Source organism: Archaeoglobus fulgidus DSM 4304, assembly GCF_000008665.1.
Taxonomy (GTDB): domain Archaea; phylum Halobacteriota; class Archaeoglobi; order Archaeoglobales; family Archaeoglobaceae; genus Archaeoglobus; species Archaeoglobus fulgidus.
In genome coordinates this window covers 930,219-944,361 of record NC_000917.1, presented here as the reverse complement: position 1 = coordinate 944,361, position 14,143 = coordinate 930,219, and the positions used below count along the sequence as shown (strand labels likewise).

The 14,143-nt window shown below is 49.6% G+C and carries 9 protein-coding genes; 4 read left to right on the top strand and 5 right to left on the bottom strand.

All coding sequences use genetic code 11. From position 1 onward, the window contains the following. Positions 1-9 precede the first annotated feature (9 nt). Complete coding sequence (locus AF_RS05250) at positions 10-858, bottom strand: PAS domain-containing protein (RefSeq protein WP_010878536.1); 849 nt, start codon at positions 856-858, stop codon at positions 10-12. A 126-nt stretch (positions 859-984) separates the two neighbouring features. Here AF_RS05250 and AF_RS05245 point away from each other — a divergent pair, with 126 nt between their 5' ends. Continuing rightward, complete coding sequence (locus AF_RS05245; protein ID WP_048064322.1) at positions 985-2,151, top strand: PAS domain-containing protein; 1,167 nt, start codon at positions 985-987, stop codon at positions 2,149-2,151. Positions 2,152-2,240: 89 nt separating this feature from the next. Next, entirely contained in the window at positions 2,241-4,274 is a 2,034-nt protein-coding gene (locus AF_RS05240; RefSeq protein ID WP_010878534.1) for a methyl-accepting chemotaxis protein, read from the top strand. A gap of 25 nt (positions 4,275-4,299) precedes the next feature. Here AF_RS05240 and AF_RS05235 read toward each other — a convergent pair whose 3' ends face one another. From AF_RS05235 to AF_RS05220, 4 genes are read right to left on the bottom strand one after another with little or no spacing between them, the layout of a single operon-like run. Then, positions 4,300-5,415, bottom strand: a complete 1,116-nt coding sequence (locus AF_RS05235) for a DNA double-strand break repair nuclease NurA (protein ID WP_010878533.1) — start codon at positions 5,413-5,415, stop codon at positions 4,300-4,302. Beyond that, positions 5,399-8,059, bottom strand: coding sequence for a DNA double-strand break repair ATPase Rad50 (gene rad50 / locus AF_RS05230; RefSeq protein WP_010878532.1), 2,661 nt, complete (start codon positions 8,057-8,059; stop codon positions 5,399-5,401). The genes AF_RS05235 and rad50 overlap by 17 nt, the downstream gene beginning before the upstream one ends. Then, on the bottom strand, positions 8,056-9,387 hold the full coding sequence (locus AF_RS05225) for a DNA repair exonuclease (RefSeq protein ID WP_010878531.1): 1,332 nt from the start codon (positions 9,385-9,387) through the stop codon (positions 8,056-8,058). Before AF_RS05225 ends, rad50 begins: the two co-directional genes overlap by 4 nt. Beyond that, on the bottom strand, positions 9,384-10,967 hold the full coding sequence (locus AF_RS05220; RefSeq protein ID WP_010878530.1) for an ATP-binding protein: 1,584 nt from the start codon (positions 10,965-10,967) through the stop codon (positions 9,384-9,386). The genes AF_RS05225 and AF_RS05220 overlap by 4 nt, the downstream gene beginning before the upstream one ends. 202 nt (positions 10,968-11,169) lie before the next feature. Here AF_RS05220 and AF_RS05215 point away from each other — a divergent pair, with 202 nt between their 5' ends. Further along, positions 11,170-12,942 carry a long-chain-fatty-acid--CoA ligase gene (locus AF_RS05215; RefSeq protein ID WP_048064321.1) on the top strand — a complete coding sequence of 591 codons (1,773 nt, stop codon included), beginning with the start codon at positions 11,170-11,172 and terminating at the stop codon, positions 12,940-12,942. A gap of 4 nt (positions 12,943-12,946) precedes the next feature. Beyond that, a complete protein-coding gene (locus tag AF_RS05210; protein ID WP_010878528.1) occupies positions 12,947-14,137 on the top strand; it encodes an acetyl-CoA C-acetyltransferase in 1,191 nt (396 codons plus the stop codon). The last annotated feature ends 6 nt before the right edge of the window (positions 14,138-14,143 follow it).

Sequence of the window (14,143 nt, the reverse complement as noted above, 5' to 3'; positions counted from 1 at the left end):
CAATACCTCTCACTCTCCCGCCAACCTCTCCGCAACCTGGAGCATTTTTCCCAACCGCTCCTTTACAATGCTCTTCAGACCATCATTTTCGAGAATTTCGAGGGAGAGTGTGACGGCTTTCAACTGCTCTCTCAGCTCATTTATCAGCTCAACTGTCCTGCGAACCTCTGCCGAAAGTTTGCTTTCAAGCTCCAGCGTTGAGATGAGGATTGAGACGTCTTCGAACGTCTCTGCCAGCATGTCAATTTCCTCGGATGATAGCTCTTTCCTGCTTTCAAGCGTTACCCGTCCCTTTTTACGGTGCATCCTTAAGGGGAACTCGTAAACGAACTCGCCATCTTTTTCTCTCACCACCTCCCGCAGCCCGTCGAGCTCCACCTTTACCTGAGAAAACAGCTCAAGTTCACCGAATTTTTTGGCCATCCCCTTTATTACCGTCTCAGCATCACCCGCACGTGCTGCGAGTCTCAGGATTTCGCGAGCGGCTTTGGAAAGCTCATCTTCAACGCTGAACCCGGTTAGAAGGCACAGCTTTCTTCCATCAGCTGAGATAGGGGTAAGCTGCACTCTTAGCAGCTTTCCGCTTACTTTAGCCCTCAGATTTGCTTTTTTCTCCTCCTCCAGCGCCTTTTCGAGTGTCGATAAAACCTTCTCGCAGAGTTCGGCAGGTAAAAGTTCGCGTAGGTGCTTTCCAGAAGGTTTCTCCCCTATTAGCTCAGCAGCGGCGTTGTTTGCATCCACCACCTTGCCGTTATCATCAATTACGGCCATTATCACCGGGGCATTTTTGAACACCGCGAAATATCTCGTCGTGAGGGAGATGAGAGTTCTGACGGCACGAAGCTCCGCATCGTCCATCAAGTGCGGTTGCCGGCAAAACTTAAAAAGAATGCTTTTGGATGGGAAATTGCACCTTTGAAATTATTGAAGATAATTACACTTTTGAAGATTAGGTTTATTTGCGCACTTTCCATTATTCTTCAAATGTTCAGAGATTATGGACTTTTCAAAGCCCTTGCGGAAATGAGCCCTCATCCGATAATTTTACTTGATGGAACTGTAATTCGCTACGCAAATCCAAAGGCGTTGCAGCTTATTGGTGAAAACTGTCTGCAAAGAGATATTCTCGATTTTCTGGATGAAAACAGCGGTAGATGTTTAAGGCAGGCACTTCGGAAAGATCGCGGGACTTTTGAGGTGAGGTTCAGGGGCAAGGCAGGTGCATTGAAGGCTGATTTGTTCAAACTTGACTCTAAAGCCGTGCTCACCTTAAGGTTTGACGTTGAGTCAGTTTACAGGAAAATTTTCGAGACTGCACCTTCCCCCATAGCGGTTGTTGACTTAAATGGTGTTGTGAGGGATGCGAACTTCTCCATGAAAGGATTTGCGGGATTCAACATCATCGGAAAAAAGCTCAGTGAGCTTTTCTCTCAGGAAAGAGCGGAAAGGATAATGAGTTATGTTAATTTGGCTTTGATGGAGAATACCGTGGTTGAGTTTGACGAAGAACTGGGAGACAGAAGGCTTGTAAGCTACTGCATTCCTGCTGAGTTGGAGGGCGAAAGGCTTTGCTTTATCATTTCCCACGATGTAACCGAGTTTTACAGACTGAACAGGCTGCTTGAAAGGATTGTGGAGGCAAGCGAAGCGATGATTAAACTCAGAAGCAAGAGCAAGCTCATAGAAAGTGTTGAAAGCATACTCTCAGATTACTCTGCAAGGGTCCTCGACAGACCTGAGGGTGTTGCATTTAAAATTGAGTTCGATAGTATTAGTTACGGCTACCTCTGCGTTAAAAATGCAGATTACGCTGAGAGACGACTACTCAAAACTCTTGCGAAAAACCTGGCGTTCGCTCTAAAAGCGGTTGAGGATGAGCTGAGGAGGGAGGAGTTCTTAAAGAGGCTGGTTGAAAACACCAAGGTAATCGCCTATCTCGTTGACAGAATCAGGAACCCGCTAACGGCAATCAGGGCTTTTGCCGAAGTAATGATATCCGACGATAAAGTGAGGGAGAGGATAACTCAGCAGGTGGACAGAATCGTGGGCATCATCAAGAACCTTGATTCGTCGTGGGCGAAGTCCGAGGAAATTGTTGGGAAGGTTGACGTTGCGGACCTTCTCTATTCCGATAGCGGATTTCAAAACTGAAATTATTAGTTGACATTTTCTCAATTATAACTTCAAACATAGAAGAATTTTTTATATAGCTCTTCTCAAAAGAATTTCTCGGTGGTGGTATGGTAGGTGAGGCTCAAAATGACTGCGAAAAGCTTCTGGAGAGAATTAACCAGCTGGAAGAACAGCTAAGGCAAAAAGACGAAGAGTTGAAGCAGAAGGACGCCTTTATAGAGGCCTTGATCAGGAGTGTGCCGAAGCCGGTATTTTTCTACTTCATCGATGCCGAGGGGAAGCTGAGGTACGTAAACGACTACAATCTGGAGTTTTACGGAAAGAGCAGGGAGGAGGTAATAGGAAAGAGGCCTTCAGAGCTTTTCTTAGACCCTACAGGGCAAAAAACGCTTGCAGAGGTTGGAATGAAGACTATGATTGAGACGGCGCTGGAGAAAGGGGGGCTGAAGATTGAAAATCAGGAGGTAAAGCTCGGGACAGAGAAAGGATTGATGCACATCCTCACATCCTGCGCGCCGGTTAAGGTAAACGGAGAGCTTGTGGGGATGGTTGGGTTCTACGTTGATGTAACACCCATCAAGCAGAAGGAGGAGGAGGCAAAGAAGGCCTATGAGCTGGTAAAAGAGGTCTTCAAGAACATGCCCTTCCCGGCTTACGTCCTCTTCGTCAACAGAGACCACAAGATTCAGTATGCCAACGATGAGATTGCCAAGCTTGCGGGATACAGCAGTGCTGAGGAGATAATCGGCCTGCCTCCGAGCGAACTCTTCAAAACGGAGGGAGGCAGAACAGTTGCAGACAAGGTCCTCGATACCGGAAAGGCTGTAATCAACCACCAGGCTGTAACGCGCACGAAGGACGGGAGAGAAGTGCCGGTTCTCGTTTCATGCATCCCGGTTTACGTTGACGGAGAGATGGTCGGCGTCATCGACCTCTTTACCGACATCACAGAGCTCAGGGAGAAAGAAAAAGAAATCGAAGAAATGCTCGCCTACACCGGCAGATGCCTCAACATGCTCAGCAACGGAATCAGAGAGCTGCAGGCAGGAAACCTCGACGTCAGGCTTGAAAAAATCAGGGACGACGAGTTCGGAGAGACGTTCGAGGCTTTCAACGAGTTCGCGGGAAGAATGCAGGAAATTGTAAGGAAGCTTGCCGATGACATGAAGGAAACTGCCAACCAAGTTAGGGAAGCTGCAGAAGCAGTAAACCAGATGAACGCTGGAATGCAGCAGATAAGCTCAGCCTCGCAGCAAATAGCAACGGGAAGCGAGAACCTATCAAGGCTGGCAAACGCCTCAACACTCGACCTCAAGGCTGCTGAGGAGATATTCAGAGAGCTTGCGGCAAAGGCTGATGAGTCGAACAGACAGGTCGAGGCTGCTGCAGAAAGATCTAGGATAGCGGAGCAGGAGGGAGGAAGAGCCCTCGAAATCATCAAGAGCATAGTCCAGGAGGTAGAGAACGCATCAAAAGTCGTCGAAACCCTTGAGCAGGCGGTAAGAAACATAGGCAAGGTAACTGAAAGAATAAAATCAATAGCAGATCAAACAAACCTCCTCGCCCTCAATGCAGCTATCGAAGCGGCAAGAGCTGGAGAGCACGGAAGAGGCTTTGCTGTTGTTGCTGATGAGGTTAGAAAGCTCGCTGAAGAGTCGAGAAAGAGCACTGAGGAGATAGACGAGATAGTCAGGAACGTGCAGGAAGAAACGAGAAAGGTAATCGAGGCAACGAACAAGGTTAAGGAGAGCAGCCTGCAGGGGAGCGAGGGGATAGAGGCGGCAATTAAGCAGGCTGGAGAAATCTTAGGGGCGATTAACAGGATAAACGACATGGTAAAAGCTGTGGCATCTAAGGCAGAAGAAGGCCTCGCGAAGATAGAGCAGCTCGCCAGAAACTTCGAGGAGGTGGCATCAACAGCAGAAGAAAACGCAGCGAGCAGCGAGGAAACCTCAGCAGCCATCGAAGAGCAGACGGCAGCAGTCCAGCAGGTCAGCATCGCAATGGAGAAGGTCAACGAGATAGCCAACGCAACCCTGCAAACCATCATCGAGAACTTCAGAATCTTCGACGCTCTCGGCCAGGACATCTCCGCCAGCTATGCAAAGACGATGACAGACGGTGGCAGGAGAGTTCGTTAGTTTTTAATTTTATTTAACTGAATTCTCAGCCCTCCAGCACGTCCCTCCCCCTTTTCAGCAGAAAGGCGTACTTGGGGTCGGTGGCTGAGAGCATCGCGCTTATTATAGTTTTCAGCTCTCTCCTCTTTATCTCCGCATGCCTGTGAGCGTGGATTAGCGGAATGAGGTATCCATCGGCCTCATAGTTGCAGAGCTTCGCAATCGTATCCTCTTCGATTGGCTTCGTGGATTCGAGCATGTAAATGCTCCCACTATCGGCAAACCTGACGAAGGCTCCGTAAATTTCAGCTTTATCCAGCCTTTTAAACTTCTTCGCGTACCACGGCAGGGATTTCTGAAGGTTTGGCTTGAACTGAATGAAGCCGGCTTTTTCTTCCCCAAACTGCTCTCTTGCAAGATAATCGAGCACAGCCGAGTCCGTTATGGACGAGTTCGCGGTAAACTCGCTCGTGTAGAAGCTCTTTGCCACAAAAATCGCATCCTTTTGCAGCAGCTTGTCCAGAGCGTGCAGGTACTCGATGTACTCCATCAGAATCATGAGGTTATCCCTGTCCCCGTTATCACCCTTCCTGCATCCCGCCTCAATCCTGTCGAAGTACTCGCTTCTGGTTAGCAGATAGTTTTTTCTAGCCATACCGGCCTTTACATCCTCCGTTATCTCCTTGTACCACTCCTCAAGCACTTCAATGAAGTCCTCTATCACCCCTTCTAAGTCGTAGAGCTTCGAAAGTGCGTTGTAAACGTCTTTCGTTAGGTAGGCAGGGGGTCTGATTATCGCCCCTCTAAGCGTTCCGTCCATCAGCACGATTTCCTCATCAGCCACACTGCCCAGCCTGTATTCGCTCGTGTGCATGTGGAGCCTAATCCTCTCCTCGATGTGCATGTGCGGCTTTAGAGTCGTTACTTCGTGCATCTCCCTTATATCCTCTCCGACGGAAGCGGCTGAGACGATGTAGAAAACAAGCCCGCTCAGCCTCTCTATCCCTCTGCTACCGTCCACACCGCATATTCTGCATCTCACAGGCTCCGGAAGCTCTTTCCACCTCTGCTTTATTGCCCTGGCGATGTTCACGACGCTCAGGTAGCTTTCCTCAAGAGTTCTCTCAAATTCCCTCAGCAACTCGTCACTGAGCCTCCACATATCTGACCCTCGAAACTCCCCCCTGAGACTCGACGAAAATCACCTTATCGGCGGCATCCTTCAGCTCCTCATCGTGGGATACGATTATAACCTGAGGTATCTTCCTAAGGTAGTTGGTCGTGATGTCAACGAGCTTCCTCCTCCTCTCCTCATCGAGAAACGGAGTCGGTTCGTCGAGTATGAGGAGGGGTATCTTGCCCCTTATCATGAACATGGAGAGAGCAAGCCTGAAGGCGAGGCCGAGAGCAATAATCTCTCCACCGCTCAAAAATCCTATCTCCCTCTCCTCACCCTGGTAAACAACGAAAACCTTGAGCTTCTCCTTTCCCCTCTCGGTCGTTTTCTTCAGCCTTACCCCAGAGTACTTCCCTTCCGTCAGCTCCTCGAAGATCTGGCTCGCGTACCTCTCGACTTCCCTCATCGAGTTCTCCGCAACCAGATTTCTGTATTTTCTGAACTTTTCTCTAATTCTGGTCAGCTCAGGAATCGCGATTTTCTCGAAAACTTCCACCTTCTTTCTGTACTCATCCATCTTTGCAAGCTGCTCCTCCAGAAACTTCAAGTCTTTTTCTGCGCTTTGCAGAGATTCTCTTAAAGTCTCAAGCCTGCTTTTCAATCCAGCAAGCTCCTTCGATTTCCTCAAGTGCTCGTCGCTCAACCTTCTGTGCTCTTCCTCACTGTAAATCCTCAGCAGCTCATCGATTTGACCGCGGATTTCCTCAGCCTTTCCGTTAGCCTCCTCAAGTTTTGCTATAGCTTCGGAAATCTCATCCTCAAGTTTTTCCCTCCTTTTTAGCTCGCTTTCAAGCCTGCTTTCCGCATCCTTCAGCTCGAGCCACTTGTTGTAGAAAGGTCTTAGGCTCTGAACCTCCCTTTCGAGCTCTTCAAGGCTCTCAAACCCCTCCTCCCTGATTTTCCTGTGAAGCTCCCCCCTTTCGCTTTCCACATTTTTGAGAGCTTCTTCAATCTCTCTTAGCGAGCTCTTCAGCTCTTTAATCCTGCTTGCGGAGCTGAGAAGAATCTTCTGCTGCCCTCTGAGCCCGTCGAGCCTCTCCTTAACTTTTCTGTACTCTTCGCTCTCCGCAGAGAGTTTTTCAGCGTCATGGGAGGACAGCTCATTTTCCAGGGCTTTGAGCTCATCTACCATCTGCCTGTACTTTAGAACAGTCTCCTGCTTTTCAAGAGCCTTTTCGACCTTCTCCAGCCTCTCTTTAAGCTTTTTCTCAATTTCATCAGCTTTTGCCAGCTCTTCGGCAATTCTTTTCATTTCTCGCGTGTATTCCGCCATTATATTCTTTCTGTGCTCTTCGTCAAGCTCCCTTCCGCAAACGGGACATGTTCTTTCAGCGGACTTCAGCTCCTCAACAGCCTTCTTCAGCTGAGCACCTCTCGTCTTCAAAGACGACTTCTTCGCGATCAGCTTTTTGAGCTTTTCAGTGATCTCCTTTTCCTCCTCTTTTGCTTTTGAGAGCAAATCGTACATTTTTTCAACTTTATCAGGTGTGAGGTTCTTTTCCTCAAGTTTTGCCTTTATGCCTTGCATTCTATCCATCTTCGGTTTGAGAGTCTCCAGCAGCCTGTGGCTTTTTTCAAACCTCTCCAGTTCCCTTTCAAGTTCCTCAATTCTCTTCGTTATCTCCTCAAGCTTGCTGTTATCTTCCTCGGCTTTCTTTAGCTGAGCCTGAATTCCCGCGGCCTCCCTCGTCAAATCCCCCTCCCTTTTTTCGACATCTCTGAGAGCCTGGTTTATTTCTGAGAGAAGTTTTTCAAGAATTGAGTATCTTTCCGCCTTTGGCTTCAGCTCCTTGACCTCTTTCGCCTTTTTTTCCAAATCTTCGATTCTCTCCACCACCTCTTTCAGCTGCTTTTCAAGCTCCCTCAGTTTCTCCTCCAGTCCCCGCACTTCCTGAAGAACGGAGCTCTCCTGCTTTCTCAAAGATTCGAGCCTGCTTTTGTGCTCTTCGAGCTCCTTTAGTCTGCTTTCAAGATTTCTGACCTCCTCCGAAAGCTTTTCCCTCAAGCTCTCGATGCTTTTGATTTCCTCACTGATTCTCTCGATTTCAGCTTTTTTCTCTTCCTTCTGCCTTTTAATCTGCTCTTCCTGGCTTAGGAATTCTTTTAACCTCTCTTTCTCCCTTTCAAGCATTCTTATTACAGCTCCAAGATTTTTCCAGGCGTTCTCGTAGTCCTCAATTCTCGTAATCTGCCTTATAATCCTCTCCCTGCTCTCATCGTCCCTGATTATGCTGTCTATCTCTCCCTGCCTGACGTAAATTGCCCCCGTAAAAACGTGTGCAGGGCAGAGGTGCCTTTCAACCCACTCCGTTATGTTGCTGTCTCCCTCCACAATCTCCTTTCCCGTTAAAATTGACTCACCGTTGCTCTTTCTTGAAATTGTGTAATCATCACCGTTTAAAGAAAAGGTCAGGCTGAGCGAGTATCCTGAGCTGTTCACCCTCACAAGGTCGTTTTTTCTCAACGTGGCGGGCTTCAATCCGTAGAAGGCAACGAGAATTGCCTCAAGTATCGAGCTCTTTCCCGCACCATTTCTCCCCGCAATGAGGTTGATTCCGGTGTCAAACTCAATTTTAGAGTCTGAGTGGGAGCGGAAGTTTTTGATTTGAAGCTCCTTGAGCAGAATCATTCCTCCTCCACCCCCAGAAAGTCGAGGAGGGTTTTTGGCTTTCTGGCTTTTTTCGTTGATTTTGCTTTCTCGGTTTCTTCTGCCCTTCTTTCTGCCTCATCTGCCTCCTCGTCCCCTTTAAACTGCTCTTCAACCTTCTTCTCCGTCTCCTCTTCCACCACCCGCTCCTCTGCTCCCTCTTCCTGCTTTAAGGCTCCACCACTCAAATAATGCTCCACAACCAGACTGTAAACCTCGTCCTCGTCCATCTCGCCCCTAAGCAATTCAAGCAGCTTCAGCTCAAATTCGGTGAAAAACTCGCTCTCCTGCTTTATCTCAACTTCCTCAATCTCCTCAAGAATCCTCTCGAATCTTATTTCTGCATAACGAACCCTCTTCGCCGCAACCTCGCTTAACCTTCTCACATCCACCGCATCGCTGCTTTTCAGCTTGGCAACCATTATCCCCTCTTTGTCCGCTCTACCCAAAACCTCCAAAAACTTCTTCTCCAGCCCCTCAACGCTTTCATCCTCTATCTCTACATCGTAAAGCTCCCTCGTCTCAATCTCCACGAATTCAGGCCTGAAGTTCTTGACGAGGATAAACCCCTTCCTGATTCCATCCTTTAAAACCAGCTCATCCCTGTATCTGACAATTTTCGAAGCTTCCCTCAAATCATAGCGCTCGACTGAGCCGGGATAGGCTATAGCCTTTCCATCAAACTCGTAGATTTTTGGAAGGTGGATGTGGCCGAAGGCGTAGTAGCTTGCCTCTGGCAAATCGTTGATTGTGAGCTCGTAGGCCATGTCCAAATCAATGTCAACAACCTCCTTCACAGCCTGATGCAGAACCAAGACGCTTTTGTCGCTCTGGGGCTTGAGCAATGGCAAAACCTTCTCAAGCTGCCACTTGCTTCTGTGCCTGTCTCCCAGAATCTCTACGTCATCAACCACCCCTTTAACCAAGTAAACGTTCTGAATTCTCAGACTTTCTACGTTCTCTCCCCTTACAGGATTTCTCCTAAGTCCGAGAACGTTCAGCAGTCCCAAAGATTCAAGGAGGTGGTAGGCTGAGATGTCCCTTGAGGTTTTGTCGTGGTTTCCCTCTACTGCAAAAACGGGAATGTTCTCTTTCCTGAACATCCAGAGCGTCTCCACTGCCTCTTTAATAGTTCTCGGACTTGGAAGGCTTCGGTGGAAGAGGTCTCCGGCTATAACAACAAAATCCGCGTTGCTCTCCACCGCCTTCTCTGCAATAACTTTGAAAGCCTTTGCAAAATCTTCAGCCCTCCATGGCTGGTTGTACTGCTCGTAGCCGAGATGAACGTCAGCGATGTGGGCGAACTTCATACTGCCAAATCCTCTAAGGTTACCTGCTTCTTCTGTTCCTCCTCTCTGCCCAGCCACTCCTCAACTACATCAATGTCCCTCCCTCCGTAGTTTCCAGCGAACTTCCTTATTTTTACGGCAACCGGCAGCTTTACTGCGGGCCCTACAACCACAGCCTCACCAACTCCCAGAGAAGCTATGTCCTTCAGCAAATCCTCGCTGATTTGCTCGCTCGCATGCTGCACGTATCTTTGATCATTTGGCTCAGTAATTCTGAGGATAATCTTGGTGTTGCACTGACTTAAAACATCATCGTTCAGCCTTTTCGGCCTCTGGCTGACTATTCCAAGCCCTATGCCGAATTTCCTGCCCTCTCTCGCAATCCTCCCCATCCAGCTTACCACGTCGTTGTTGACTCCCTTGGGGGCGAAGATGTGTCCTTCCTCGAAAATTACGAGCAGTGGCTTCACAATCGCAGGACAGATTTTCTCCCATCCTTTCTTTCCCCTCACGTAGTTTATCCTTCCAACAAGAAGATTTCTCAGGAGGTAGGCAACAACAACTCTCATCTGCCCCTCATCAAAGCCGCTCAGATTAACAACATTGAGATAGGAAGGCTTTATGTTCGCCAGCATGTCGTTCTGGCTCAGCAAATCCTCGTACCTTCGCATGAAGGAGGAAACGTACTCCTTTATCCTTGCCAAAGCGTTCAAATCCTGTCTGTCCAGCGTGGCAACCCTCTTGATGCCGTTAAAGTCATAGTATTCAGCCTCTCCTTTACCGGCAGCAATGTTTATCCACTCCTCAGCGATGTCCAGAACTCTCTCAACAAACTCTCTTCCAGCTTTTCCCTCATGCCTCACTGTGGTGAAAATCCTCTCAAGGTGCATTCTCTGCACTGCTGCCTTCTCTCTATCAACCCCTACAAGGCTTGCGAACTCCCACGGCTCAAGCCTCTCAGGCCTTATGCCTGCTGGAACTACATTCTTCCCCCTCTCGCTGCCATCCTCAAAGGTGTAGCCCACATATTCCCCATGGGGGTCGATTAGCACCACAGTTCCGTTGAGCTTTTTCACAATGTCGTTGACCAGCACGGCAACGGTGTTGGACTTCCCCCCACCCGTGACGGAGAGAATGGCGAAGTGCCTGAGAACGAGCTGCTTTATATCGAGGGAAACGGAGATGTCTGGACGTGCGATCATCCTGCCCAGCTCAACTCCTCTATCGCACTTGAAGAGGGATGAAAGCACGTCGTCATCAGCAAGAAACACCTCTGAGTTTGGCTTGATGGGTGTGCGGTTTGGATAGACCTCTCCATCCTTAACCACTCCTATAACTGTAGCGGTCGCCACTATAACGTCGTTCTTCTCTATCAACCTCCTTGAGAAGTCGAGGTTCTTAACCAGATACTCAAAGCTGAATCCCTCGTCGAGAATCATGCGGTTGAAGTTTGAAATCTCTCTCACGATCCCTATTACCTCCTCCCCATCTCTGTTTATCGCCGTAACGTACTCCCCGAATTTTGGAATCGCCGAAGGGTTGACCGCGAAGCTAAAATCCGTAATCGAAGACTTTCCCATCACCAGGCCGACATTCTGCACGTTACTACTTGAACGAAACAAAATAAAATCTTTGTCTTCAAAGCCCCAATTGAGCTTTTAGTGAATTACTTTTTTGGATTATATTTTCGCAAAATCTGAAAAATTTGAATGGCTTCAGAACCTGAGAATAAATACTTATTTAATTTCGTAAAAAGCGAAAAGTTTTAAAAGGCTGAAAAAATAGTTAAAGACAGTGAGAGTTATGGAGGTGCCTGAGTTTGTAAAAAACAGGTACTGGCTTGAAAGGGCCTGGATTGAGGGTGTTCCGGCAGATGTCGAGATTCCGGAAAAGCCCCTTTACGAAGTAATTGACGAAGTCTGCCAGAAATACGCGGATAGGACTGCAATAATCTTTTACGGCGCTGAAATCAAGTACGGTCAGCTTAAGGAGTACACGGACAGGTTTGCCACATCCCTTGCAAAAATGGGGATAAAGAAGGGGGATGTGGTTGCAATCTACTCCCCAAACTGCCCGCAGTTCGTCATCGCCTACTACGGGGCAATGAAGGCCGGTGCAACGGTCACGGCCCTCTCCCCGCTCTTCGCGCCGAGGGAGGTTGAGTACCAGCTGAACGACAGCGGGGCGAAGGTGCTTGTCACCGTTGAGCAGCTTTATCCGAACTTCGCTGCTGTTAGGGAGAACACAGGCGTGGAGGAGGTGCTGGTTGCGAACATTGCCGGTGGAGAGGCGAAGGTCGAGGGGAAGTTCAGGGACTTCAGGGAGATGCTCGCCTCACCACCTGAACCGCCGGAAGTGAGCTGGAACGTTAAGGATGACGTTGCGGTTTTGCAGTACACCGGTGGAACCACAGGTCTGCCAAAGGCGGCGATGCTCACACACTACAACGTCGTGGCGAACATGTACGAGCTCATCCCCTTCACCGACCTGATAAGAGGCTGGCTGAAGTCGCACAAAGTGATCAGGGAGGAGGGGGATTACGTCATTGTCGACCTTGACGGGAAGGAGTACAGGACGTTTAGGGACTACTACTACAACGACTACTCCCCGAGAGTCGCGATACTTCCATGGTATCACATCTACGGCCAGACGGTTGACCTCAACACAGGTTTGGCGACAGGAGACATCCTCGTCGTTTTCGCCCAGTTCGAGCCGGAAAAGATACTGGAGGCTATTGAAAGGTACAGGGTTGCGACCTTCATGGGTGCTCCCGCAATATTCGTCTTTCTTGCGAACAATCCCGACTTGCTGAAGAGGTACGATTTGACCTCCCTGCTTTACGTTAACAACGGAGCTGGCCCGGTTCCGCCGGAAATCATCGAAAAGTGGGATGAGCTTCTCAAGGATGCGGGAAGGGGGATTCTTGTTGAGGGCTACGGACTGAGCGAGGCCTCGCCGGTGACCCACACCACGGTTGGCCCGCCGTTCAGGAAGAGAAAGATTGGCTCTGTTGGCCCGCCCATTCCCAACACCTACGCTGCTATCATCAATCCGGAAACCATGGAGTTTCTGCCGATTGGTGAGGAAGGGGAGCTTGTGATAGCCGGCCCTCAGGTCATGAAGGGATACTGGAACAGGCCGAGAGAGACAGAGGACGTCTTCTTTGAGGCCGGCGGAATGAAGTGGCTCAGGACTGGAGATATAGCGAAGATGGATGAAGATGGATACTTCTACATCGTTGACAGGCTGAAGGACATCATCAAGTACAAGGGGCACAGCGTCTATCCGAGAGAGATAGAGGACATAATGTACGAGCATCCAGCAATCAAGGAGGTCTGCGTCATCGGTCTGCCAGATGAGGTTGCCGGAGAGACGATCAAGGCCTTCGTCGTCCTTCATGAAGATTACAGGGGGAAGATTACGGAGCAGGACATCATCAACTGGTGCAAGGAGAGAATGGCGGCCTACAAGTATCCGAGAATTGTTGAATTCAGGGATGAGCTCCCCAAGTCCGCTGCTGGGAAGTATTTGAGGAGAATTTTGAGAGAGGAGGAATTGAAGAAGATGAAGAGGTGATTTCGTGGAAGAAGTGTATATTGTAGAGTATGCAAGAACGCCCTTTTCGAGAAGCAGGCCGAAGAAGCCCGAAAGGGACGTGTTCCACAAGATTAGAGGAGACGAGCTAATGGCGTTGGTTCTGGAAAAGCTGCCTGAGAGGGCGGGGATTGAGAAGAAGGAAGTTGGGAGGATTTTACTCGGATGCGCCTTTCCGGTGTCGGAGAACTGGCCTTACGGAGGGAAGATGGCGTCGCTGCTGGCAAAGTACCCTCCCGAAACCTCAGCAAGCCACGTGGACATGCAGTGCGGGTCGTCCCTTGCAACAACCGCCTACGCGTATCTGGAAATTGCAAGCGGAAACGAGGACATGATGATTTCCGGCGGTTACGAGCACATGACGAGGGTGCCGATGGGTGCCGACAATCCGCACGTTGACCGCCATCCGAAGTTGCTCACGGAGGAGTACAAGGACTACAGAATGGACATCGGGTTTGTCATGGGCTTGACTGCGGAAACGCTCTTTGAGATGGCGGGCTACCTGACCAAAGAGGACCTCGACAGGTGGTCTCTGAGGAGCCACCAGCTTGCTGCCAAGGCCCTCAAAGATGGTTACTTCAAGGGGGAGATAATCCCCGTTGAAGCCCCGCAGGCTGATGGTAGTGTGATAACCGTGGATTCGGATCAGTCAATAAGGCCAGACACATCCCTTGAGCAGATAGCCTCTCTGCCACCAGCCTTTAAGCCTGGAGGGGTGATTACAGCCGGAAACTCCTCTCCTCTCAACGCTGGAGCTTCAGGCCTGCTGCTTGCCTCTAAAAAGAAGGTTCAGGAGCTTGGACTTGAGCCAATCGCCAAAATCATCGGATACGGCACAGCGGGAGTGCCTCCTTACATAATGGGAGCAGGGCCGGTTCCTGCAAGCAGAAAGGCTCTGGAAAAAACTGGCTTGAAGGTGAGCGACATAGACTACTGGGAGATTAACGAGGCCTTTGCGATAGTCCCGCTTTACGCCATCCACGAGCTCGGAATTGAGCCGGAGAGGGTGAATATACATGGTGGTGCAGTTGCCATCGGTCATCCTCTGGCAGCGAGCGGTGCGAGGCTGATTGGCACGCTGGCAAGAATCCTTCAGGAGAACAATGGCGATTACGGCGTGGCAACCGCCTGCGTCGGCGGCGGACAGGGCGCGGCGGTTGTAATTGAGAGAGTTTAATTTTTT